The organism is Micromonospora sp. WMMD730 (genome assembly GCF_049178955.1).
Taxonomy (GTDB): Bacteria; Actinomycetota; Actinomycetes; order Mycobacteriales; family Micromonosporaceae; genus Micromonospora; species Micromonospora wenchangensis.
This window is the reverse complement of the sequence record NZ_JBMHML010000002.1, coordinates 803830-827290: the sequence shown is the minus strand read 5'-3', so window position 1 is coordinate 827290 and position 23461 is coordinate 803830. Positions and strand designations below refer to the sequence as shown.

The window sequence follows — 23461 nt, the reverse complement described above, 5'->3', positions numbered from 1 at the left end:
CCATGTGCGCATGCTGACTGTCTCCCCTGACCGAGCCGGGGCCTGTCCGACCATCACGGATGCGTTGGAGATCGCGCCGGACGACACGGTCGTCTCGATCGCCCCCGGCGTCTACGCCGAGTCGCTCCGGCTCGACGACCGGCGGGTCCGGCTGGTGGCAGCCGGCGAGCCGGGCTCGGTCATCGTGGACGGTCGGGCCGCCGGACGGCCGACGGTGGCCTGCACCGGCGGCGAGGTACTGCTGGAGGGGCTGGTCGTGCAGGGCGGCGACTTTCCGGCGGTGGAGGCGGTCGGCGGTCGGCTGCGCATGGAGAAGTGCCAGGCCAGCGCCGGGTACGCCGCAGCCGTGTCGGTACGCGACGGGGCCCGGATCGAGGCCGTCGAGGTCACCGTCACCGGCGGCCAGCACGGGCTGGTCGTCTCGGACGCGGGCGGCACGGTCGAGCAGTGCGAGATCCGCGACGTCACCGACGACGGGATCATCGTGCGGCTCGGGGCCGACCCGACCATCCGCAACTGCACGGTCGCCGCCGCCGGCTTCCGGGGTGTGTACGTCTACCAGGCGGCCCGCCCCACCATCGAACGCTGCGACGTCTCCGGCACCGGCGACGCGGGCATCGTGGTCGCGTTGCAGAGCAGCCCCTCCATCGTGGACTGCTGGGTGCACGACACCCGGGGCGTCGGCATCGACGTCGGCCGGGGCTGCGGCGGCACGGTCGAGGGCTGCCGTACGGAGCAGACCGCCGCCCCGGGCGTCCGGATCGCGGAGGGCGCCGGCACCGTGTTCCGGGCGGCGGAGGCGGGCGGACGGCCGACGGCCGGGGTGAGCGCGGGCGGCGGCACCGTCGGTCAGGACGAGCAGAAGGTCGAGGAACTGCTCGCCGAACTCGACTCGATGATCGGGCTGGCCGGGGTGAAGGCCGAGGTGCGCTCGTTGATCGACGAGATCCAGGTCAACGAGTGGCGACGCAACGCCGGGCTGGCGGTGGGCGCGGTCAGCCACCACCTGATCTTCACGGGCGCGCCGGGCACCGGCAAGACGACGGTGGCCCGGGTCTACGGGCAGTTGCTCAAGGCCCTCGGGGTGCTGCCGAACGGCCAGTTCCGGGAGGTGTCCCGGCGGGATCTGGTCGGCCAGTACATCGGGCACACCGCCGAGAAGACCTCGTCGGTGTTCACCGAGGCGCTGGGCGGGGTGCTGTTCATCGACGAGGCGTACACCCTCTCCCGGGCCGGGGGTGCCGGCGGCGACTTCGGCCAGGAGGCGATCGACACCCTGGTCAAGCTGATGGAGGACCACCGGGACCAGGTGGCGGTGATCGTCGCCGGGTACACCACCGAGATGGCCGCCTTCCTGGACGCCAACTCCGGCCTGGCGTCCCGGTTCGCCAAGACGCTGGAGTTCGAGAACTACAGCCCGGTCCAGTTGGTCGACATCGTCGGCCGGATCGCCCGCACCGACGAGTACCTGCTCGCCGACGGGCTGGCCGACGGGCTGCTCGAATGGTTCGGCCAGATCGAACGGGACCAGAACTTCGGCAACGCCCGGGAGGCCCGCAAGCTGCTGGAGGGCATGCGCAAGGCGCAGTCCGGGCGGCTGCGCGCGCTGGGCCGGATGCCGAGCCGGGACGACCTGCGCACCCTCGTCCTGGACGACCTGCTCGCCGCCACCCGGTGAGCGGGATGTCACCCATCGGGGGCACCGGTGCCCGCAGCGACGCGCCGACCGCCCTGATCGTCCGGGTCCGCGACGCGCCACCCGAGCCGGCCGCCCCGTGGCGGCCCACCGAGGCCGACCAGCCGGCCCCGCCGGAACCGCTGGACGCACCCTGGCTGCGGCACCTGGCCCGGCTGCTGCCGATGGCCGTGGTCGCCGTCCTCGGCGGGGTCGGGCTGAACCGGCCCGGCCTGTGGGAGGACGAGCTGGCCACCTGGGGCATGGTCACCGTCGGGTTCGACGACTTCGTGGCGGTGCTGCGCAACGTCGACGCCTCCATCGGCCCGTACTACCTGCTGATGCGCGGCTGGGTGACGCTGGCCGGCAGCTCCGACGTCGCGTTGCGGGTGCCGTCGCTGCTGGCCATGGCGGCGGCGGCCGGCCTGGTCGCCGCGATCGGTCTGCGGATCGGCGGGCTGCGGGTCGGGCTGGTCGCCGGCCTGCTGTTCGCGGTGCTGCCGACGACCTCCCGGTACGCGCAGGAGGCCCGGCCGTACGCGCTCGCGGTGTGCGCCGCGGCGCTGGCCACCCTGCTGCTGCTCCGGCTGCTGGAACGGCCCCGGTTCCTGCGCTACCTGGGGTATTCCGCCGTGGTGGCGGTGCTGGGGCTGATGCACCTGGTGGGCCTGCTGCTGCTCGTCGCACACGCGCTGGTGGCCTGGCGGGGGGCGCAGCGTCGGCGCGGCTTCGTCGGCTGGCTCGGCGCGGCCGCCGCCGGCACGCTGCCCGTGCTGCCCGTCCTCTGGCTGGGCCGGCAGCAGACCGGTACGCAGATCAACTGGATTCCCCCGGTCACCCTGGACCGGCTGGTCGACACGCCGGAGGCGCTGTTCGGCGGGCCGCTGCTCGCCGGTGCGGTGCTCGCCCTGGCCTTCCTCGGCATGTCGATGAAGGAGCGGTCGGCGGTGGCCACCGCCTGGCTGGTGCTGCCCACCGTCGGCCTGCTGCTCGCCGCCCAGCTCACCCCGCTCTGGCTGCCGCGCTACCTGCTGTTCACGGTGCCGGCCTGGGCGCTCGTCGCCTCGCTGGCGTTGCGGCGCAGTTCGCTGCTGCGGGGCACCGCCGCGATGCTGGCGGTCGGTCTGCTCGGCATCCCGGTGCAGGTCGAGATCCGGGGCGTCACCGGCCACGGCCAGGGCACCAAGGACATCGCCGCCGTGCTGCGGGCGCACGCGCGTCCCGGCGACATCCTGGTGTACGGCCCGTTCGACGCCGGTGACCAGCGCACCAGCCGGGACGCGGTGAACCGGTACGTCGACGAGAGCTGGCGACCCCGGGACGTGCTGATGACCGTTCCGGCCCGCCGGCAGGGCACCCTGGGCGCGCGGGAGTGCGCCGACCGGGACGTGCCGGTGTGTCTGGGGCGGCCGGAGCGGGTGTGGGTCGTCCGCAAGGGAGCCCTCGACGATCCGGTGCAGCGGATCGGGCCGGCGAAGGAGGCCGCGCTCAAGCCGTACGTCGTCGACCGCACCTGGCGGGTCCGGGGTTTCAGCATCGGGCTGCTGGTGCGTAAGCCCGAGGTGACGAAGTGAGCACCCGGGCCGGCAGGGGCCGCACCGACGAGACGACGGAGTTCCACCGTCCGGTGCCGCCGCCCGACCCGGCGTCCCCGCGCCCGGCCCCGCAGCGCGGACCGGTGCCGGGGCGGGATCCGGCCCCGCGGCGCGCTGCGGTGCCGCCGCCGTGGCCGGGGCGGACCGCAGGGGGTCGCCCGGTGGAACCGCCGACGTCGCCGGGTGGGATGACCGGACCGGGTCTGCGGGACCCGGCCGTGCCGACGCCGCGCGGGCCGAGGGCGGCTCCGCCCGCGCGTCCCCCGGCGGTGGTCCCCGCCACGCGCGCTCCGCTGCCGGCCCCCGCTGCGGGGGGCCCGGTGACGGTGCCGACGCGTCGGGGTCCGGCGCCGGTGCCGATCCCGCGCGGGCCGTCGGCGGTGCCGGCCCCTGCCGCACCGACCACTGCGGCACCGGCCCCGGTGGGGCCGTCGGCGCGGGACGCGGTGGCACCGGCGACGCTGGGGCGACCGGCGAGCGTCGACCCGTCCCTGCCGCTGCCGCCGGACGACGACGAGAAGTCCGCCTACCGGCACCGCCGGCTACCGGTGCTGATGATCGCCTCGTTCGTCAGCTTCACCGGGCTGCTCACCAGCCAGTTGCTCTTCGTCCGGATGGCGCCCTGGCTGCTGGCGCTGCTGCCGCTGTTCGGCTTCACCGTCCTCTACTACCTGATCTCGGCGACGGTGAACATCGGCACGCCCGGGTTCGACCTGGACCGGCACCGCCGCCTGGTCCGCGACTTCCAGCCGCCCGTGCACCCGTCGGTGGACGTGTTCCTGCCGGTCTGCGGCGAGGCGACCGAGGTGCTGCGCAACACCTGGGAGCACGTCAGCCGGATGGTCGACCACTACCCGGGCCGGGTGCACGTCTACGTGCTCGACGACTCGGCCACCGACGAGCGGGAGGCGATGGCGCTCGCCTTCGGCTTCGTCTACCAGCGCCGCCCCAACCGGGGCTGGTACAAGAAGGCCGGCAACATGCGGTACGCGTACCAGCGCACGCTGGGCGAGCACATCCTGGTGCTGGACGCCGACTTCACCCCCCGGCACGACATGCTCGACGAGATGGTGCCCTACCTGGCCGCCGAGCCGGATCTCGGGATCGTGCAGTCCCCGCAGTACTTCCGGGTGCACTCCGGCCAGGGCTGGCTGGAGCGCGGGGCCGGGGCGGTGCAGGAGCTGTTCTACCGGATGGTGCAGGTGTCCCGGCAGCACCACGAGGCGGCGATCTGCGTCGGCAGTTGCGCGCTCTACCGTCGGGAGGCGCTCGACGCGATCGGCGGTTCCACGCTGATCGAGCACTCGGAGGACGTACACACCGGGTTCGACATGCGCCGGCGCGGCTGGCGGTTGCGGTACCTTCCGGTGCCGCTGGCCACCGGTCTGTGCCCGGCCGACGTCAACTCGTTCTTCACCCAGCAGTACCGCTGGTGCGCCGGCTCGATGAGCCTGCTCGGGTCGACGAAGTTCTGGAACACCCGGATGCGGCTGCGCACCCGGCTGTCGTACCTCTCCGGGTTCTGCTACTACCTGCACACGGCGCTGTTCACCTTCGTCGGACCGCTGGTGCCGATCGTGCTGCTGGCCTGGTTCCCGCAGTCGGTGGCCCCGGCGAACTACCTGTGGATCGTGCCGAGCCTGGTCTACAACCTGGTGGTGTTCCCGCTGTGGCACCGGTGCGCGTACCGGGTGGAGGCGTGGACCGTGAAGATGATCTACGGCTGGTCGCACGCCTTCGCCATCTGGGACCTGCTGCGCGGGCAGAGCATGGGCTGGCAGCCCACCGGCGGCACGGGACGGAAGAACAGGACGGGTCGACTGTGGTGGGGAATGGCCGTCTGCACGGCGGGCAGCGGAGCACTGTGGACCGGGCTGGCGGCCCACCGGATGATCACCGACGACCTGTGGACCTTCGCGCCGGCCTTCCTCGGTGGCGCGTTCTACCTGGCCGTCGCGTTGCAGGCGCTGCTGGTGAAGCCGGCGCGGGACATCCGGCCGGAGCGTTCCCGGTGACCTCCCGCCACCTGTTCACCATCGTCACGATGTTCGTGCTCGGGGTCTTCGGCTACGCAGCGCTCGCGCCCAGCCCGGCCAGCCGGCCGGCCCGCTTCGCCACCGAACCCAGCGCGTCGGCCTCCCCCACCGGCCCGCCCCCGGCGTACGACGTCGGCCCGCTGGTCCAGCCGCAGGGTCGCTACCTGGGGGTGGCGCTCAGCGGCGCGCCGCAGGACATGAGCCGGGTCGACCGCTTCGCCGACCTGGTCGGCAGCAAACCCAACATCATCACCATCTACGAGAGCTTCGACGACGAGTTCGCCGCCGCCGAGGTCCGCCGGGTCCACCGGTACGGCGCACTGCCGATCGTCCGCTGGGAACCGTTCAAGGCGAAACTGAAGGACATCGCGGCCGGACGGCACGACCCGTACCTGGTGGAGTTCGCCGTCGCGGTACGCCGGCTCAACCTGCCGGTGGCGCTCACCATCGCGCACGAGATGAACGGCCACTGGTACTCCTGGGGCGCGCACGACAACACCGCCAAGGAGTTCGTGGCCGCCTGGCGGCACATCCACGCCGTCTTCGCCAGCGCCGACGCCACGAACGTGATCTGGACCTGGACCCCGAACGTGGTCAACCCGGTCCCGTCGGTGAAGCTCGCCCCGCTCTACCCCGGCGACGCGTACGTGGACTGGGTCGGCATCGACGGCTACTTCACCAGGCGTGGCGAGCAGACCTTCGACGACCTGTTCGGCCCCACCATCACCCAGGTCCGGAAGTTCACCGCCCGACCGTTGCTGATCGTGGAGACCGGGTCCGAGCCGGGCGCGATGCGTCGCCGGGCGGTCGGCGAACTCTTCACCGCCATGCGGAAACGACCCGACCTGCTGGGTTTCGTCTACTTCAACCAGAAGGGCTCCGGCGACTGGGTGATCGACTCGGACAAGCCGGCGCTCGCCGCGTACCGGTCCGGCGCGGCGGCCGACCCCCGGATCGGCTTCCGGGTCAACTGACCCGGGCCGCCCACCCACGGGCCCCGGGGCGCTGCGTCGGGTTCCTATGATGAGGGCGGCCCGCCGTGGGCGGGCCGAACGGGTCGAGGCGTCTGGGGGGCAGCCGGAGATGACCGGAGCACCACGGCCGGCAGGTGCCGCACTCCGGCCGGACGGCCCCGACACCCGCGTACACCTGGCTCCCCGCCGCCGGCCCGGCCGGATCGGCGAGTTGCACGTGCTGCAACTGCTGCTGCTGGAGGCGGTGCTGCTCGGCGTCCTCGCCAGTGGACTGTTCGGCATGCCGGTGCTGGTCGTCGCCGCGCTGTGCGGCGTACTCCTGCTGACCGTGGTGTTCCTGCGCTCGCGGGGCCGCTGGTGGCTGGAGAGGCGGGCGCTGGCCCGGCACCAGCGGCGACGGGCCGCCGCGGCGGTCCCGGTCGCCGCCGACCCGGGGTTGGACGCCCTGCAACGACTCGCCCCCGGCCTGTCGGTGGGCACCGTGACGATGGCCGACGGCGCCCGGATCGGGGTGGCCCGCGACGACGCCGGCTGGTTCGCGGTGGCCGCCGTCGACGGTTCCGGGCCGACCGGTGACGCGCCGGCCGGCCTGCCGCTGGACGTGCTGGCCACCGCGCTCGCCGAGTCCGGCCAGCCGGGCACCGTGCTCCAGGTGGTGACCAGCACCGTGCCGGCCGGCGGTCCGAGCGACGACCCGACCGCCCCGGCGCGGGAGTCCTACCGGCAGCTGCTGGCCGGTCTCGGCGGCACCCCGGTCCCGGCCGGACGGTCGACCTGGGTGGCGGTCCGGCTGGACGCCCGCGCGCTGGCCGAGGCGGTCGGCGACTACGCGGTCGACCTGGGTGTCGCCCCCTCGGTGGTGGCCGCGCTGGCCCGGCAGACCGGCAGGTCGCTGCGCCGCAACGGGGTCGGGCACCGGCTGCTGGACGCGCACGGCCTGCTCGCCGCCGTCGGCCGGTCCTGCGGCTTCACCCCCGGCACCCCGGCCGGCACGGCCGGGGTCCGTGAGGAGTGGTCGGCGTGGCACTGCGGCCCGCACGCGCACCGCACGTTCTGGATCCGCCGCTGGCCGCCCGTCGACCGGGCGGCGGCCATGCTCGGCTGGCTGGAGACCCTGCCGACGTCGCTGGTGACGGTGTCGTTGACGGTGGCCACGAACGGGCCGGGTGAGGATCTCGACCTGCGGGGCCTGGTCCGGGTCACCGGGCCGGCGGAGCTGCTGCCGCAGTTGTGCGGGCCGGCGGTCGACGGGGTACGGCAGGCCGGCGGGGAACTCTTCCCGCTCGACGGCGAACACGGCCCGGCGGTGTACGCGTCGGCACCGACGGGAGGTGGCGCGGGATGACCGGCCCTGGAGACGAACGGCGTACGGCGGTGCCGGCCACCTTCGGCACCTCCGCCGACCAGCCGGCCGGGCCGTACCGGGACCCGTCCGGCGGGCCGTACCCGCAGGGGCCGGCCGGTGAGCCGTACCCGGGGGGTGGGCCGGCGGTGGCCGGGGCGTACCCGGGTGGGGCGGTCGCCCCGGCCGCCGTACCGCCGCCGGTGGCCGCACCACCGGTCACCGCGCCGCCGGTCGGAGCGGACGCGCCGGTGCTGGGTGCGCCGCGCGCCCGGGTCGACGCGGAGGCCGGGGCCGACGCGGCCGGTGCCGCCGCCGCGACCGCGCTCGCCACCGCCGACCCGCTGACCCGGGCCCTGGCCAGTCCGCTGGCCGCCCCGGAGAGCCACCCGTCCGCTCCCCCCGGCCCACCGCCGGCCCACCGTTCCGAGGTTGGGGACGCGCCCGGTCGGGGCGGGCCCTCCGGCCGGCTGCCCCGGCTGCGGATCGGCACCCACGCGGTCTCCCCGGCAGCTCTCGCCCGGCTCAGCCCGAGCCCGCTCCCGGCCGGTCTGGTGCTCGGTGCCGACCGCCGCCGGGCGGCGGTCACCATCCGGCTGTTCCGCCCGGAACCGACCCGGGTCGCCCTGGTCGGCGGGGTGTGGGCGGGTCAGCTCGTCGCGTTCCGGGCGCTGGCCCTGGGTGCCCGGGTCGTCGTGCTCACCACCGAGCCGACCACCTGGGCCGGGTTCGGCCCGGCGGCGCTCGGCCGGGCCGCCGACCGGGTCGAGGTACGCGCCGACGACCGGCCGGTGCCCGCCGCCGGAACCGCCGGGCAGCCCACCCTGATCGTGCGCGAGCTGCCGCCCGGCGCGGGCCGGCCCGGGGCTGCCGCGTCCCACGGCCCGGCCGCGTTCGGGGCGGCACCCCTCGGCGCGTGGCAGGCCGAGCTGACCGTGGTGCGGCGGCTCGATCCCGGCAGCGTGTCCGCCCTGCGTGACAGCGACCTCTGCGTGCTGCAACGGCTCTGGGCCGACGAGTCCGCGGCGGCGCAGCAGGCGCTGCGGCTGCCCCCGGACAGCGGCCGGTTCCTCCAGGTGATGGCCGACGACATGCTCACCCTGGTCGGTGGCGGCACGGACCGGCACCTGTGGATCAGTCAGACCCCGGTGGAGCAGCACCTGCTGGGCGCGCCGCGTCGCTGACGAGCAGCCCGGCCAGGCGTTTCTTCCGGCCGTTCTCGCGGACGATCCAGGCCACGTCGCTGTCGTCGACGGCGGCCAGCGCCCGGAACGCCGGCAGGCCACCGGCCGGATCGGCGGCCACCGCGACGCTCCAGCAGTAGCCCAACGCCTGCCGCAACGCCCGGACGCCCTCGTCGCGGCGCTGGTCGGCCGGCAGCGCCGCCAGGCCCGCCGTCGCCCGTCCGCACAGGTCGACGGCGCGGGCGGCGGCCTCCCGGGCGGCGAGCAGGCGCGGTTCACACACGGCCGCGACGGCCGCCCGCCGGACCAGCGGGTGCGGGTCCCCGACCCAGGTCGTGCCGAGGTCGAGCAGGCGCGGCAGGTCGGCGTCGCCGAGCCGCTGCAACGCCAGGGCCACCGCCTCGCGTACCCGCCAGCGGGGGTCGGTGGCGTGCCCGTGCAGGCGCGCCTCGATGCGCCTGCGGGTCCGGGCCGGCGGGCCGTCGGCCAGCAGCCGACCGAGGCCGAGCACACCGCAGAAGACCAGGTACTCGTCGTCGGTGGCGAGCAGACCGTCGAACGTGTCGGCGTCACCCTCGTCGGCGACGGCCTGGGCGAGTTCGAGGTTGGCGCGCGGCCCCGGCAACCCCGACCGCTCCCGCAGGTACGCCGGCCACCCGGCGGGCGCGCCGGCCCGCAGCTCGACCCGGTACCGGTCACGGCGGCTCACCGGCGCAGCGTAACCCGTCCGACCGGGGCGGGCCGCCCGCTCAGGTGAGCCGGGTGGCCATTGCGGCGATATAGCGGCATCGGAGCGGGGCAGACGCCGCCATATCGGCCCCCTTGAGTCGATCATGGAACCCGACGCGCACCGGGCGGGTAGGCCGGACGGGTCAGCTGACCTGGGGCGGCACCAGGGGGAGCTGGACGAGTTGGGCGCCGTGCCGGCGGGTGAACAACCAGCCCCGGCCGGCGGGCAGCCGCTGCGGCTTGATCGTGCCGAACAGCGCGCCCTCCTCCCGTGGACCGGACATCATGATGCCCGGGGAGGCCAGTTCCCTGATCCGGCCGATCACCGGGTCGAACATGGCCCGCCCGGCACCGCCGATCCGCCGGGTAAGCACCAGGTGCAGGCCGATGTCGCGGGCCTGCGGCAGGTACTCCAGCAGCGGCGCGAGCGGGTTGAGCGCCGCCCCGGCGACCAGGTCGTAGTCGTCGACCAGCAGGTAGAGTTCCGGGCCCTTCCACCAGCTCCGGTCGCGCAGCTGCTCGGCGGTCACGTCCCGCCCCGGCAGCCGCTCCCCCATCACCGTGGCCACCTGCTTGACCAGATCGGCGGTGACCTGCGGGGAGGTGCCGTAGCCGATCAGGTGCTCGGACTCCACCGCGCCGAGCAGGCTGCGCCGGAAGTCGACCAGGATGATCCGGGCCGCCGCCGGGTCGTTGCCCTCGACGATGCCACGGGCCAGCCCGCGCAGGAACGTGCTCTTGCCGCACTCGACGTCCCCGAAGAGCAGCAGGTGCGGTTCGGCGGTGAAGTCGAGGCGTACCGGCTGGAGGTCGGTCTCGGCGATGCCGATCGGGATCACGCCGCCCTGCGCGGCGGGCAACGCCTCGAAGGGCAGCTCGGCGGGGAGCAGCCGCACCGCCGGGGCACCCGCCGACGTCCAGTGCTGCTCCACCCGCTTGACCAGGTCGGCCAGCGCGTCCGGCAGGTCGTCGACCACCGGCCGGCCGTCGAGGCGGGGCAGGCCGGCGAGGAAGTGCAGGCCGTCGGGGGTGAGGCCGTGACCGTGCTGCTCCGGCACGTTCACCGCGGCCCGCCGGTTGATCACCGAGTCGGCCGGCTCGCCGAGGCGCAGCTCGACCTTCGCGCCGAACATGTCCCGCACCGCCGGGCGGACGTCCATCCACCTGTTGGTGGCGGCCAGGAGGTGGATGCCGTAGCCGAGACCCCGGTTCGCCAGCTCGGTGACCAGGGGCTCCAGGTCCTCGAACTCGGCCCGCAGCGCCGCCCAGCCGTCCACCACCAGGAACACGTCACCGAACGGGTCCTCGGGGAACCGGCCCTCGCGGCGGGCCCGCCGGTAGGCCGCCGCGCCCTCCACCGCGTGCGTGGTGAACAACGCGTCCCGGGCCTGCATCAGCCCGTGCAGCTCGGCGATGGTCCGCCGGACCTTGTCCACCTCGCGCCGGCTCGCCACCCCGCCGACGTGCGGCAGGCCGGCCAGCGCGGCCAGGGTGCCGCCGCCGAAGTCGAGGCAGTAGAACTGCGCCTCGCGCGGGGTGTTGCCCAGGGCCAGGCTGGTGACCAGGGTACGCAGCAGGTTGCTCTTGCCGGTCTGCGGCGCACCCACCACCATCACGTTGCCGGCCGCCCCGGCCAGGTCCAGCCAGAGCGGGTCGCGGCGCTGCTCCAACGGCTTGTCGACGATGCCGGCCACACCGTGCAGCGCGCCGTGCCGGTCCTCGGCGGCGATCGTCAGGCCCCGCACCGGGGACACCTGCACCGGTGGCAGCAGCGCGTCGAGGGTGGGCGGCTCCTCCAGCGGCGGCAACCAGACCTGGTGGGCGGCCGGTCCGCGCCCCTGCATCCGGGCCACCAGCACGTCGAGCAGGCTCTCCCCGACGTGCTCGTCGACCGGGGCCTCCGTCGGCTCGTCCGGCGCGTCGTCGGTGGCGAGCGGGACGTAGTCGGTGGTGTAGTCGCGGACCGGGTCGATCAGCCGGCCGCCGACGGTGGGCACCCCGCCGTGCTGCCGGACCGCCCCCGAGACGTACGCGGCCTTGAACCGGATCAGCCCCTCGGTGCCGGCCTTGAGGTAGCCGTGCCCCGGTGAGCGGGGCAGCTCGTAGGCGTCGGCCACCCCGAGCACCGCGCGGGACTCCATCGAGGAGAAGGTCCGCAGGCCCAGCCGGTACGACAGGTGCGTCTCCAGGCCGCGCAGCCGCCCCTCCTCCAGCCGCTGCGACGCCAGCAGCAGGTGCATGCCCAGCGACCGGCCCACCCGGCCGATCTGCACGAACATGTCGATGAAGTCCGGTCGGGCGCTGAGCAGCTCGCTGAACTCGTCCACCACGATCAGCAGGCTGGGCAGCGGGGCGAGCGGCACCCCGGCCGCGCGGGCCCGCTCGTAGTCGCGCTGCGAGGCGTAGTTGCCGGCCCGGCGCAGCAGCTCCTGCCGGCGGGTGATCTCGCCCTGGATCGCGCCGAGCATCCGGTCGACCAGGAACAGCTCGTCGGCCAGGTTGGTGATCACGGCGCTGGTGTGCGGCAGCCGGTCCAGCGCGGCGAACGTGGCGCCGCCCTTGAAGTCCACGAGCACCAGGTTGAGGATCTCCGGGCTGTGCGTGACGGTCAGCGCCAGCACCAGCGTCCGCAGCAGCTCGCTCTTGCCGGAGCCGGTCGCGCCGACGAGCAGCCCGTGCGGGCCCATCCCCTCCTGGGCGGACTCCTTGAGATCCAGCTCGATCGGCCGGCCGTTCTCGTTGACCCCGATCGGCACCCGCAGCCGGCTGCGGTTGGGACGGCTGCCCCAGGCGTCGGTCAGGTCCAGCTCGTAGGGGTCGCCGAGGCCGAGCAGGTCGGCCAGGCCCAGGTCGGTGGCGACGGCCGGCTGGTCGGCGTACGAGGCGGCGGAGAGCCGCAGCGGCGACAGCTCCCGGGCCAGCACCTCGGCCCTGGCCGGGTCGAGCGTGTCGGCCCGGCCGACCCGGGTGGCACCGTCCATCGTGGTGCCCGAGATGGTGCCGTCGTCGGCGACGTCGAGCACCACCGAGGTCTCGTCGAGCAGGCGCGGCGGCCTCCCGGTGAGGTCCAGCAGGGTCACCCCGGCGACGCCGCCCTCGGTCATCAGGTGGTCGGAGCCGGCGACCTGCCCGCCGTCGACCACCACCAGCACGTACGGCGCGACCGCCGCCGTCGCCGTCGGGTCGAAGCGGGGCCGGTTGGCCAGCACGTCGACGAGCATCGCCTCCAGCGCCACCACGGTCGGGGCGAACAGCCGGATCGGGCCGACCGCGTCGAGCTTCGTCGGGTGCTGGGCGTGCGGCAGCCACTTCGCCCACTCCCACCCGGCCCGCCGGTCCGGGTCGACGCAGAGCGCGACCAGCAGGTCGTCGGGGGCGTGGAAGGTGGTCAACTGGGCCACCACCGCGCGGACCAGCCCCCGTACGGCGTCGTCGGCCCCGCGCAGGTAGACGTGGGAGAAGTCGCGCAGGGCGATCGCCACCGGCAGGTCGGGCACCACCGAGTAGGTGGCGACGAACCGGCGCAGCGCCACCGCGCACAGCGGCTCCAACTCGTCCACCGGGCGGGTCTGCGGTGGGATCAGCGGGGTGGCGACCTCCTGTGGGCCGAGGCCGATGCGGACCACGCTGAAGTCGGCGTCACCCCGGCGACGTTCCCAGAGCCGGCCACTGGTCACGGTGGACCAGAGCGAGTCCGGGTCGGGGTGCCGGTAGTGGATGGCCTCCCGCTGCTGGCGTACGGTCGCGCGGACCTGGGCGCGCAGCTGGGCGAGGCGGCGCATGTACTGCCGGCGGGCCTCGATCATCTCGCGTTTGCCGGGCCCCGTCTGGTTGACCGCCATCACGGCGATCATGCCGAGGATGGAGATCCCGTACATGCCACCGACCACATAGGTCATCACGCCGCCGCGCTGCATGCCCATCATCAGGCCCATCGCCGCGGCACCCGCCGCCATCGGCAGGATCATCAACATCCGGGTCCAGCCCCGGCCACCGGCCGCCGGCACCTCGGGCGGCGGGTCGAGGAGCACCTCACCGGTCGGCAGCGGGGGCGCCGGCCGGCGGGGTGGACGCTTGACGACCACCAACGACGACATCTCCCCCGTACCTCCCACCACGTAGGTCTACGGCGGCCCACTCTATCGACCGGTCGCCCCTGGCAGGGACCGCCGTCCGCGCTCGGACGGCCACCCGGCGGGCGGTGCGACCGTGCTACTTTGACCGCCGCGGCGGGCCCAGCAGACGCCGCGCGAACGCGTGGCACACGGGGAGGTGACCAGCGTGACGGCCCCGGGCGGTCTCAGTCTGGCCAGGGTGACCATCGCCGCCCCCCAGCGGCGGATGGACGTGGCGTTGCCCAACGGCATGCTCGTCGGGGAACTCCTGCCGCACCTGCTCCGGCACGCCGGGGAGGGCCTCGGCGACGCCGGCGAACAGCAGGGCGGGTGGGTGTTGCGCCGGGCCACCGGCACCCTGCTGGAGGCCACCCGCAACCTCGCCGTGCAGGGCGTCCGCGACGGCGAGCTGCTGCACCTCACGCCCGGCCGCGACGAGTGGCCCGAGCTGGCGTACGACGACGTGGTCGAGGTGATCGCCAGCGGCGCGCGGCGGACCGGTCGATCGTGGAGTGACGACGCCACCCGGCGGGCCGGGCTGGCGGTCACCGCCGCCCTGCTCGGGTTCGGGCTGGTCGCGTTGCTCGCGGTCGGTGCGCCGTGGCGTACCCCGGGGCTGCTGGCGTTGGGGGTCGCGGCGCTGCTGGCGGTCGTCGGCCCGGTGCTGTCGCGGGCCGTGCCCGACGCCACCGCCGGGGCCGTGGTGGCCGCCGCCGGCCTGCCCTACGCACTGCTCGGCGGGGCGCTGCTCGGCGCACCGGACGACGCCCGGCTGATCGACCTGGGGGCGCCGAGCCTGCTGCTCGGCTCCGCCGCGCTGCTGGTCTTCGGCATCGTCGGCTACGCGGCGGTGGGCGGGGTGCAGCGGCTGTTCATGGCCGGGGTGGCGGCCGGGCTCACCGGCGTGCTGGCCGCGCTGCTCTGCTACGGCGGGGTCTCCCCCGCCGGCTCGGCGGCGGCGACGCTGACCACGGTGATCGGCCTGCTGCCCGGTTATCCGCTGATCGCCGGCTGGTTGGGCAGGCTGCCGGTGCCGGAGCTGCCCGACCGGCCGGAGGAGATCCTGAAGGACCGGCCGGTGCCCGAGCGGGCGAAGGTCTTCGTGACCGTGGCACGGGCCACCGAACTGCTCACCGGGATGCTGCTGTCCGCCTCGGTCTGCGGCGCGCTGGCCATCGCGTTCCTGCTGGCCGGGGACCGTACCCCGGCCGGCGCGCTGCTGGCGCTCTGCGGCGCCGGCGCGCTGCTGTTGCGGGGGCGGCTCTTCCCCACCGCCGCGCAGCGGGTGCCGCTGCTGGTCAGCGGCCTGCTGGGGCTGTCGTCGCTGGCCGTCGCCGCGCTGCTGGGCACCGCGCCGGGTGGTGGCCGGGTGCTCGTCTGGCTCGGTGTGGTCGCCGCGGCGGCGCTGACGCTGGTCGCCGGGCTGGTCTACAGTCGACGCCGGCCGTCGCCCTACCTGGGCCGGGCCGCCGACATCGCCGACGTGATCGCCATCATGGCGCTGATCCCGCTGGCCTGCGCGGTCATCGGCCTGTTCGGGGCGATCCGGGGGATGTTCGCCTCGATCGGCGGGTGAGACGACGATGACGACGCGACGGGACCAGCTCCAGTCGTACCAGTTCATGACCCAGCGGGTGATGTCCGCGTTCGTGATGCGCGAGACCGACCCGCAGCAGTCGCCGCTGCGTCGGGGCATCGGCGCGCTCTTCGGTGGGCTGATGGTCGCCGTCCTGGTCGCCGCCGGGGTGGGCATCTACGGGCTGCTCACCAAGGTCGGTGGGAACAGTTGGCGGCAGCCCGGCGCGGTGGTGGTCGAGAAGGAGAGCGGCGCGACCTACATCTACCTGGACGGACGGCTGCATCCGACGCTCAACTACGCGTCGGCGCTGCTGGCCGCCGGCCGCCCCGGCACCCAGGTGGTACGCGTCTCCGCCAGCACCCTCGGCACGGTGCCGCGCGGGGTGACGATGGGCATCCCGAACGCCCCCGCCTCGCTGCCGGCCGCGAACCGGCGGGCCGGTCTGCCGTGGACGGTCTGCTCGGCCCCGACGACCGACGACACCGGCCGCACCACCGACACGGTGACCCTGGCGTTGGCCGCCCGGCCGGCCGGTGGGCGGGGCGTCGGCGACGACGGGCTGCTCGTCAAGGACGCCACGCTGGGCATGAACTACCTGGTCTGGCACGGCCGCCGGCACCTGGTGCAGGGTTCCCGGGTGGTCGTGCCCGCCCTGTTCGGGGCGGTCACCCCGACCCCGGTCGGCACCGCCTGGTTGAACGCGCTGCCCGCCGGGGTGGACCTCGCCGCGCTGCCCGTCGCCGACCGGGGGAAACCCTCCCGGGAGGTGTCCGGGCGACGCAACGGCGACGTGCTGGTCACCCAGACCGCCTCCGGCCCGCAGCACTACCTGGTGCTCGCCGACGGGGTCGCCCCGGTCGACCCGGTGCAGCAGGCGATCCAGGCCGGCCAGTCGGGGCGGCAGCCCGTCCCGGTCGCCGTCTCCGACGTCACCTCGCTGCCGAAGAGCCAGCAGGTCCCCCGCCCGCCGGACCGGGGCCGGCCGCCCGCCACCCCGCCGAAGCTGCTCGGCCCCGAGCCGGGGCAGCAGATCTGCGCCGCCACCACCGACGCCGGCACCCCGCCGGAGTTGACAGTGGGCGGCGCGCTGCCCGACGCGGACCGGGCCGCGCCGACCGGTTCCGTCTCCCCCGACGGCATCCCGCTGGCCGACCGGATCGCCGCCCCCGCCGGCCGGGTCACCGTGCTGCGCCTGCTCGGCAGCCCCGGCGCGTACAGCATCGTCACCGACCTGGGCATCCGCTACCCGGTGCCGTCCGCCGAGGCGTTGCGCCTGCTCGGCTACCCGGCGGAGGGGGCGCTGACGGTGCCGCCGAGCCTGACCATGCTGGTCCCGACCGGCCCCGTCCTGGACCCCCTGGCGGCGGTCCGCCCCGCGTCGATCACCGCCGGCGGCTGACCGGACCGTCGGCCGTGGTGGGTCAGCGGCCGGGCGTCGGTTCGTCGAAGAGCTGCACCGGCGGGCCCGGTTCGGCCGGCGACGTCGACCGGGCGGGTGCCGTTGCGACGGCCGCCCGCCACCGGCGACGCCGTACCCGGGGCAGGGTCAGCGCGACGGCGCACACCACCAGGACGGTGGCGAGGGCGAGCGCCGTGCCGGCCAGGGCGATCCGCCGGCTCTCCCGGACCGCCGGGTCGGGCCGGTCGTCGGCGGGCCGGAACCGGGGCAGCGGGGCCGGCCGGGCCTGCGGCAACAACTGGTCGTTGACCGCACCGTACGGGTTGACGGTGCCGTGGCCGTACTCGGTGCGGTCGGCACCGGGGACCGCCGTCACGGTCAGCAGCCGGACCAGTTCGCTGCGCGGCGTACCGGACCGCTTGGCGAGGGTCAACGCCCCGGCACCGGCCACGAACCCGCAGGCCAGTGCGGTGCCGTCGGCGGCCTCGACCAGTCCTTCACCGCGCTGGGTGGTGGTCACCGCCACGCCCGGCGCGACCAGGTCCAGGTACGGCCCGTACTGCGACTTCGGCCAGCGCCGCCCGTCCGGGCCGATCGCCCCGACGGCGAGCACCTCCGGGTAGCCGGCCGGGTACGACACGGGGTTGCCGTCCCCGCCCCGGTCACCGCTGGCGGCCACCACCAGGACGCCCCGGTCGACGGCCCGGCGCACCGAGTTCCGCAGGGTCGCGGCGTCCCGGTCGGCGGCCACGGTCACCGCGACCACCCGGGCACCCCGGTCGACGGCCCAGTCGACGCCCCGGGCGAGCACCGCCGGGTCGACCGGGGCGGCACCGAACGCCCGGTCGTCGACCACCCGTACCGGCAGCACCCGGGCGCTCGGCGCGAGGCCCGCGAACGGTGACCCGCCGGCCTGCCGGGCGACGATCAGCCCGGCCACCCGGGTGCCCTGCCCGGTGCAGTCGGTGTCGGCCGGGCCGCTGCCCCGGACCGCGTCGAAGCCGCTGCCGACCCGCCCCCGCAACTGCGGGTGGTCGGCGTCCACCCCGGAGCCGAGCACCGCGACGGTCACCCCGGCCCCCTGGCTGAACGGCCACACCTGCTCCGGGGCGAGCACCTGCTGCGCCCAGGAGGGCGTGCCGACCTGCCCACCGGCCGGCGCGCAGTCGGGTGCCGCCGTGGCGGGCCGCACCGGGCCGACCAGGGCGGCGGCGACCAGCCCGACGACGAGCGCACCCGCCACCGGACGCCGCCCCGCCCGGGCCGGGCCACCAGCCGTGCTCCGATCCCGGTCCGGCCCGGTCGTCGGTGACGCTGCGGCCGGGCCGGCGTGGTCCGGGCGACCGCCCGCACCGACCTGGTCGTCCGGCTGTGGCCGGACCGGCGGGTACCCCGTCATGTGTTCCTCCGTCCCGGCCTCACGCCGCCGGCCGCCGGCGGGCGGGCGGCAGCGCCCACCCGGTGCGCTCGTCGTCGACCCGGTCGACCCGGCCACCGGCCACCGCGTCGACGGCCAGCTCACGCAGCGACCCGGGCACCGCGCGCAGGGCGTACCAGAAGACGCCGAAGCTGTCGGCGCAGCGGTGCAGCAGCCGGTCGGCCACGTCGGCGGCGGTGTCGTCGTCGCGGGCCCGGGGGTCGTCGTCGTCCCAGTACCAGACCGATCCCTCGTCGCCGCCGGCCACCCGGACGGCGAGCAGGCCGCCCTGTAGGTGCCCGACGGCCAGGAAGTCGGCGGTGAACCGGTCGGTGAACCAGGCGTTGGCGTGGCACAGGTCCTGCATCCAGTCGGCCCGGACCACGCCGAACAGCGGCTGGTCGACCACGAACCCGAACCGGGGGTGCACGGCCGGCCAGTCCGGCCAGCCGCCGTTGGTGCGGGCCAGGAAGTCCCGGTAGCCGGCCGGCAGGGTGCCGCCGAGCCGCTGCTCGACGCGGGCCACCGCCTGCGGGGTGAGCCGTTGCGCGAACCGCAGCGGCGGCGGGGTGGCGGTGTCCACCGGCAGGCCGCGCCGCCGGTGGTCGGCGTCGCCGGTGCTCACCCCACCGAGGTGCCGCAGTGCCGCGTGCAGTTCCGCCGGCACCAGCGCGATCCGCCGGCTGCGCGCCAGGTGCGCCCAGACCCACCCCGCCGGGGTACGCCCCGACGCCTGCGGATCCGCCGGGTCCGGCACCGTCAGGTTGGCGGTGAGCACGTCCAGCACCCGGGCCTCGTCCACCCCGATGCCGGGCGGCAGCGGCGGCAGCTCGACGACCGCCCGCGCGTACGGCGTCCAGTCGGGAAAGCCGTACGGGTCGACCGGCACCCCCTGCCGGTAGCGGACCCGCAGCATCGGCGCGGCCGGGTGGGCCACCCCGAAGGCGTACCGGGCTGCGGGGATCGGCCCGGCCCCGCTCACCGGCCCCGCCCGTGCGGGCCGGGGACGGTCTCGTCGGGGGTGGGCCAGAGCAGGAGGAACGGGACCTGGTCGGCGGGGACGGTGACGCCGGCCGGGGAGTCCGGGTCGACGGCCAGGGCATGCCCCGGCGGCCAGACGGTGAGCACGGCGGCCATCGTGGCCCGCAGGCTCGGCGTGCCGTCCGGATAAGCCCGCGCGAAGCGCTCCGGGGAGGTGAACACCTCGATCACCGGCGTCTCCCCCGCACCGACCGCACGCCACGGGAAGTCGGGGTCGACCAGCCGGGCCGGGTCGGGCACCGGGGCGGCGGTGGGGAGCACCACCAGCGCGTCGAGCAGCGCGTCCAGGTAGCCGGTGGAGTCACCGCGCTCGGCCGCGTCCCGCAACAGCGCGGCGGTGTCCGGCTCGTCCGCCGGGTTCGGGGCGGGGGCGGGTGGGGCGAGCGCGGTCGTCGGGTCGTCCGGGGCGGCGGCGGTCGCGGCGGCGATCTCGTCGTCGGCCGCCGCCTCGGCAAGCTCGGTGAGCAGCTCCGCACCGGCGGGCACGGTCAGCTCACCGTCCGCCGCCGCCCGGACCGCCGCCACCGGCAGGTACGCGTCCAGCGGGGTGCCCGGGTTGACCGCCAGCCGCCAGCCGGCCACCGGCCACCGCTCGCACAGCTCGTCGTACCCGGTCACGGTGTAGGCGTCGGCGACCCCGGCGACCTGCGACGCCATCGCCTCCAGCGAGGTGAAGACGGGCAGGAACGGCGCTCCGAAGAGGTCCATCGTGACGAACCGCTGGCCGCCGTCGGCCGGGTCGTCGTCGCGCACCTGCGGGAGGAACAGCTCGGCCCGGGTGAGGATCCGGAAGAACCCGGTGCGGTCGTCGTCGCGCGCCGCGCGCAGCAACGCCCGTTCGGTGTCGTTGGCCGGCTGCCACGACTCGTCCACGACGGGTCTCCCTCCCTGCCCGGTGCCGACCTGAGCCTAGCGATGTCCCGTCGGCGGGCGGGACCCGCCGCGGGCGCACGCTAGGCTACGGTCCGGTCGCCGTCCGCCGACGTTCCGCAGGAGGTTCCATGCGACGTGTCGTCGCGGTCGCCGCCCTGGCCGCCACTGTGGCCGGTTGTTCCGCCGACCCGTCGCCCACCCCCGCACCGGCCCCGGTGGAGCACGTGGTCACGCTCACCGTCGAGGTGGTCGGCGGCGGGGGAGGGCTGTTCGGGATGGCGGTCACCTGGGGGCACAGCAGGTTGGAGACACAGTCCGCCACCAGCCTGACCTGGGCCTGGTCCCATGCGGTGACCCTGCGTTACCCCGACGTCGAACGGGTGTGGGTGTCGGCGACGCCGCAGGTCCGCCCGGGGGTCGACGAGCGGTTGGCGTACGCCGGCGGGATCCCGACGTTGCACTGCACGATCCTGTTCGGCGACCGGCTCGTGCAGGACCAGAGCAGCATCTCCCCCACGTGCGAGGCGAACCTGTCGGCCACCGCACCGGCCGGCGGGGCCGCCACCCCCGCGCAGCGGTCGGGCGGCGCCGCCGACTGACCGCGTCCACCCCCGACGGCTCAGCCCAGACGGCGTAGCGCCCCCACGTACGCCGACCGCACCGCGACCAGCCGGCCGGCCCGGAACCGGCCCGGTTCCCGCTGGTAGACCGTGCGGCCCAGCGGCGTCCAGACCGCCGTGAACGGCACCCGGGCCCCACCGGGCGGCACGAACTTCACCACCTCGTCGAGCGCGGCGACGGCGGCGGCCAGGCGGGACCGGCACCGCCGGCGGTCCGCCTCCGGCAGGGTCCGCGCCCCGCCCGGCACCCCCCTGGCGTGCTGCTCGGCCACCCACAGCCACTCCCCGGCGTCGATCAGCCGGGACGGCTCCGGACCGCCGTACCGGAAGCTCTCCTCGACCTCGACGGGCCCGGCGGGCAGCCGGAACAGGAACTCCCGGGGCGTGCCGCACCCCTGGCACCCGCCGGTGTAGCGGCGGGCCAGGTCGCCGTCGGGCAGGGTGAGCACAGTGGAGGCGCGCGGGAAGTGCCCCTGCCCGCAGCCGCACGGTTGCAGGTCCATGTAGAGGTGTGCCTCGTGGAGGGAACGCGCGGCCAGCGGGGTCACGACGGGCTCCACGGCATGTGGTCCAGGTGGAAGTCCCGGACGACCTCGATGCGGCGGCGGCGGAACCGTCCCGGTTCCCGGTGGTAGACCGTCCGTCCCCGGGTCGACCAGAACGCCGCCTCCGGCACCGCATCGCCGCCGTCGGGCAGGAACTTGTGGACCTCCTCCAGGGCGGCCACGGCGGTCCAGCGCAGGTCCGCCGCCTCGGCGTCGTCACCCTCCCGCTCGGCCACCTCTGCCGCCTGGCCGCACCAGTCGGCGACGAGCAGCCACTCACCGGGGTCGAGCAGGGCGGAAGGCTGCGGACCGCCGAACCGGGTGGTGGGGTGCGGGCCGGCGTCGGCGGGTGCCGTCCGTCCGTCGGGCAGGGCGAAGACGAACTCGCGCTGCTCCTGGCACTCGGCGCACCGACCGGAGTACCGGTAGGCCGGTCGGCTCCCCTGCGCCGTCGCCGTCCCGGTCCAGGCGGCCTCCATCGACCCGCACCGGGCACACGGGTGCAGCTCCAGGTAGAGGTCGGCCTCGTCCCGGCTCCGGACGGCGGGCAGCAGGCTCATTCGGCGTCCCGGTAGTGGCCGGTGTCCGGGTCGAGACCCATGATCTCCCGGGCCTGGCGCATGTACTCGCGCTGCGCCTGCGCCGACGGCGACCGGCGCTGCGCCGAGTCGGCACCCTCGGGGGTGAAGTCGACGTCGTCCACCCGGTGTGTTGCCTGCCACCGGGCGTGCAGTTCGGCCAACTCCCGCAGCCGACGTTGCCGCTCCGGATCGACGTTCATCGCCATCGGGTCACCTCCGGACACCGGCGGCCGGCGGGCGAACCGCTCGCCCGGACCAGCGACCGTGGCTGGTCTCTCCTGGCCGATACGCCGCACCACCACCCGTCACGGCAGCGGACGCTCCACCCGCTCGGCGACGGTCTCCCGGGCCCAGGTCGCCGCCCGGTCCGGCCCGCCCGTCACCGTCCACCGGTACACATCGACCGCGGAGCGGATCTCCAACAGGTAATGGTTGTGCGAGAAGAACCGCAGGGTCCAGCCCTCGTCCGGGTCCGGCACGAACGTCGGGGGCGTCACCGCCGGAGCGTCCGGCACCGCCAGCACCCGGGTGAAGTGGTCGGGGTCGCGGACCAGCCAACCGGCGTGGGTGCCCTCGGTCACCGAGAAGGGGCGTACCACCGGGCCGTCGATCTCCCACGCCGAATACAACTCACCGAACAGCTCCGCGTAGGCCAACGGGTCCAGCCCGGCTCCCACCCGGCGACCCAGTTCACCCATCACCTCGGGCCGGTTGAGATGCAACGTCCCGCCCGACGCGGTGAGGAGCAGGGCATGGGTGACGAACATCGGCTGCCGTGCGGCCACCACCCGGACCGCGTCGGCCACCCACTGCTCGTCGGCGACCGCCCACCGCGCCGGGCGGGCCAGGTAGCGGAAGTGGGCGGTCCGCACGGTCACCGACTCCGGACCGACCCACACCCGCTCGGTGGACTCGCCCGGCTCCAGCACGTACCGCTGGAGCGCCTCGGTCGTCCGCTCCGTGTCCACCAGCAACCTCCCTGTCGGTGTCACCCCGGGCCCGGGCCGGGTGGTACAGGCGTCCACAGCAGGGCCGCGCCCGCCAGCGCCGCCCGCTGGTACGGCGGCAGCGGTTCACCGGCCCAGAAGGTCTCCACCTGCGGCGCCTCCTCATCCTCCTCGGCGAGGGCGCGCTGAGCATCGTAGGTGATGTCCCAGGCCCGCATCCCAGGGCTCAACTCGGCAAGGCAGACCCGCCGCTCCACCGGTGGGCCGTCAGCCGTCGACCGCCACGCCCGCCAGATACCCCGGACACCTGGATGACGGGAAACACTCACCACGAACCGGGTGTCGGGCCAGTCGGTCAGCTCGTAGGCCAGATCAGCGAGGTGACCGAGCCGGGCCGGCAACCCGGTGGGGTCCTCCGGGTCGACACCGGTCAGGTCCAGCGGGTTCGGCAGCCGGTTCCCGGCGCGCTCGACGACCGCTGCCCGCGCCGGCAGGAAACGGAAGGCGTCCGCCGACGGCGTCTCCTCGGAGACCGGCACCTCGTCGTACAACCGAGGCTCGCCCCCCGGCACATCCAGCGTGCGCAGGACCCGGCCCAGCAGCTCCCGGTCCGCAGCGGAGATCGGTACGGCGTACTGCACCGTCGCCACCGACACCGCATCCGGAAGGTGCCGCAGATCCCCGTCGCCGAGGAGTTTTCGCAGCTGGGTCACCACTTCGTCCGGGAACCGCCCCGCCAGCCGCAACAGCATGCGGTGTACGGCGGCGAAGAGGTCGTCCGCCTCATCCCATACAGGACTATCGATCAC

The 23461-nt window shown here is 75.2% G+C and carries 19 protein-coding genes; 9 read left to right on the top strand and 10 right to left on the bottom strand.

The window, feature by feature from the left end; all coding sequences use genetic code 11:
- Nucleotides 1-10: 10 nt before the first annotated feature.
- From ACN265_RS03825 to ACN265_RS03800, 6 genes are all read left to right on the top strand, one after another.
- Entirely contained in the window at nucleotides 11-1678 is a 1668-nt protein-coding gene (locus ACN265_RS03825; protein WP_421406048.1) for a right-handed parallel beta-helix repeat-containing protein, read from the top strand.
- A 5-nt stretch (nucleotides 1679-1683) separates the two neighbouring features.
- Nucleotides 1684-3249, top strand: a complete 1566-nt coding sequence (locus tag ACN265_RS03820) for a glycosyltransferase family 39 protein (protein ID WP_421406046.1) — start codon at nucleotides 1684-1686, stop codon at nucleotides 3247-3249.
- A gap of 374 nt (nucleotides 3250-3623) precedes the next feature.
- On the top strand, nucleotides 3624-5285 hold the full coding sequence (locus ACN265_RS03815; protein ID WP_421406045.1) for a glycosyltransferase family 2 protein: 1662 nt from the start codon (nucleotides 3624-3626) through the stop codon (nucleotides 5283-5285).
- Nucleotides 5282-6280, top strand: coding sequence for a glycoside hydrolase family 26 protein (locus tag ACN265_RS03810; RefSeq protein WP_421406044.1), 999 nt, complete (start codon nucleotides 5282-5284; stop codon nucleotides 6278-6280). Before ACN265_RS03815 ends, ACN265_RS03810 begins: the two co-directional genes overlap by 4 nt.
- Before the next feature lie 109 nt (nucleotides 6281-6389).
- The gene (locus ACN265_RS03805; RefSeq protein WP_421406043.1) at nucleotides 6390-7625 is read left to right on the top strand and encodes a type VII secretion protein EccE; all 1236 of its coding nucleotides are present in this window, start codon (nucleotides 6390-6392) and stop codon (nucleotides 7623-7625) included.
- Complete coding sequence (locus ACN265_RS03800) at nucleotides 7622-8806, top strand: hypothetical protein (RefSeq protein WP_421406041.1); 1185 nt, start codon at nucleotides 7622-7624, stop codon at nucleotides 8804-8806. The genes ACN265_RS03805 and ACN265_RS03800 overlap by 4 nt, the downstream gene beginning before the upstream one ends.
- Here the strand turns inward: ACN265_RS03800 and ACN265_RS03795 are convergent.
- Entirely contained in the window at nucleotides 8757-9515 is a 759-nt protein-coding gene (locus ACN265_RS03795; RefSeq protein ID WP_421406040.1) for a hypothetical protein, read from the bottom strand. The genes ACN265_RS03800 and ACN265_RS03795 overlap by 50 nt on opposite strands.
- 163 nt (nucleotides 9516-9678) lie before the next feature.
- Nucleotides 9679-13632, bottom strand: coding sequence for a type VII secretion protein EccCa (gene eccCa / locus ACN265_RS03790; protein ID WP_421406039.1), 3954 nt, complete (start codon nucleotides 13630-13632; stop codon nucleotides 9679-9681).
- Between the two features lie 184 nt (nucleotides 13633-13816).
- Between eccCa and eccD the strand changes: the two genes are divergently transcribed.
- Both eccD and eccB read left to right on the top strand, forming a co-directional pair.
- Nucleotides 13817-15226, top strand: a complete 1410-nt coding sequence (gene eccD, locus ACN265_RS03785; protein ID WP_421406038.1) for a type VII secretion integral membrane protein EccD — start codon at nucleotides 13817-13819, stop codon at nucleotides 15224-15226.
- Nucleotides 15227-15233: 7 nt separating this feature from the next.
- Nucleotides 15234-16628, top strand: a complete 1395-nt coding sequence (gene eccB, locus ACN265_RS03780) for a type VII secretion protein EccB (protein ID WP_421406037.1) — start codon at nucleotides 15234-15236, stop codon at nucleotides 16626-16628.
- A gap of 22 nt (nucleotides 16629-16650) precedes the next feature.
- On the opposite strand, the gene ACN265_RS03775 is transcribed toward eccB, so the two are convergent.
- The 3 genes from ACN265_RS03775 to ACN265_RS03765 are packed head-to-tail and all read right to left on the bottom strand — an operon-like array spanning nucleotide 16651 to nucleotide 19959.
- Nucleotides 16651-18027: a S8 family serine peptidase gene (locus ACN265_RS03775; protein ID WP_421406035.1), complete on the bottom strand. Its 1377-nt coding sequence runs from the start codon at nucleotides 18025-18027 to the stop codon at nucleotides 16651-16653.
- Between the two features lie 19 nt (nucleotides 18028-18046).
- Nucleotides 18047-19027, bottom strand: a complete 981-nt coding sequence (locus ACN265_RS03770) for an SMI1/KNR4 family protein (protein WP_421406033.1) — start codon at nucleotides 19025-19027, stop codon at nucleotides 18047-18049.
- Entirely contained in the window at nucleotides 19024-19959 is a 936-nt protein-coding gene (locus ACN265_RS03765) for an SseB family protein (RefSeq protein ID WP_421406032.1), read from the bottom strand. The genes ACN265_RS03770 and ACN265_RS03765 overlap by 4 nt, the downstream gene beginning before the upstream one ends.
- A 128-nt stretch (nucleotides 19960-20087) precedes the next feature.
- Between ACN265_RS03765 and ACN265_RS03760 the strand changes: the two genes are divergently transcribed.
- Nucleotides 20088-20558: a hypothetical protein gene (locus tag ACN265_RS03760; protein WP_421406030.1), complete on the top strand. Its 471-nt coding sequence runs from the start codon at nucleotides 20088-20090 to the stop codon at nucleotides 20556-20558.
- Nucleotides 20559-20578: 20 nt separating this feature from the next.
- Here ACN265_RS03760 and ACN265_RS03755 read toward each other — a convergent pair whose 3' ends face one another.
- From ACN265_RS03755 to ACN265_RS03735, 5 genes are all read right to left on the bottom strand, one after another.
- Nucleotides 20579-21127 (bottom strand): hypothetical protein, encoded by a 549-nt coding sequence (locus tag ACN265_RS03755; protein WP_421406028.1) that lies wholly within the window; start codon nucleotides 21125-21127, stop codon nucleotides 20579-20581.
- Nucleotides 21124-21684: a hypothetical protein gene (locus ACN265_RS03750; protein ID WP_421406027.1), complete on the bottom strand. Its 561-nt coding sequence runs from the start codon at nucleotides 21682-21684 to the stop codon at nucleotides 21124-21126. The genes ACN265_RS03755 and ACN265_RS03750 overlap by 4 nt, the downstream gene beginning before the upstream one ends.
- Nucleotides 21681-21911: a hypothetical protein gene (locus ACN265_RS03745; protein ID WP_357929746.1), complete on the bottom strand. Its 231-nt coding sequence runs from the start codon at nucleotides 21909-21911 to the stop codon at nucleotides 21681-21683. The genes ACN265_RS03750 and ACN265_RS03745 overlap by 4 nt, the downstream gene beginning before the upstream one ends.
- Nucleotides 21912-22010: 99 nt before the next feature.
- A complete protein-coding gene (locus ACN265_RS03740; protein ID WP_421406026.1) occupies nucleotides 22011-22673 on the bottom strand; it encodes a hypothetical protein in 663 nt (220 codons plus the stop codon).
- A 20-nt stretch (nucleotides 22674-22693) separates the two neighbouring features.
- Nucleotides 22694-23365, bottom strand: a complete 672-nt coding sequence (locus ACN265_RS03735) for a hypothetical protein (protein WP_421406025.1) — start codon at nucleotides 23363-23365, stop codon at nucleotides 22694-22696.
- Nucleotides 23366-23461 lie beyond the last annotated feature (96 nt).

Bases quoted from the DNA above. Each gene is read 5' to 3' on its own strand.
- ACN265_RS03775 (WP_421406035.1), bottom strand. From the start codon at position 18,027: ATGACGGGGTACCCGCCGGTCCGGCCACAGCCGGACGACCAGGTCGGT.
- ACN265_RS03820 (WP_421406046.1), top strand. From the start codon at position 1,684: ATGTCACCCATCGGGGGCACCGGTGCCCGCAGCGACGCGCCGACCGCC.
- ACN265_RS03805 (WP_421406043.1), top strand. From the start codon at position 6,390: ATGACCGGAGCACCACGGCCGGCAGGTGCCGCACTCCGGCCGGACGGC.
- ACN265_RS03760 (WP_421406030.1), top strand. From the start codon at position 20,088: ATGCGACGTGTCGTCGCGGTCGCCGCCCTGGCCGCCACTGTGGCCGGT.
- eccB (WP_421406037.1), top strand. From the start codon at position 15,234: ATGACGACGCGACGGGACCAGCTCCAGTCGTACCAGTTCATGACCCAG.
- ACN265_RS03825 (WP_421406048.1), top strand. From the start codon at position 11: ATGCTGACTGTCTCCCCTGACCGAGCCGGGGCCTGTCCGACCATCACG.
- ACN265_RS03750 (WP_421406027.1), bottom strand. From the start codon at position 21,684: ATGAGCCTGCTGCCCGCCGTCCGGAGCCGGGACGAGGCCGACCTCTAC.
- ACN265_RS03800 (WP_421406041.1), top strand. From the start codon at position 7,622: ATGACCGGCCCTGGAGACGAACGGCGTACGGCGGTGCCGGCCACCTTC.
- ACN265_RS03745 (WP_357929746.1), bottom strand. From the start codon at position 21,911: ATGGCGATGAACGTCGATCCGGAGCGGCAACGTCGGCTGCGGGAGTTG.
- eccCa (WP_421406039.1), bottom strand. From the start codon at position 13,632: ATGTCGTCGTTGGTGGTCGTCAAGCGTCCACCCCGCCGGCCGGCGCCC.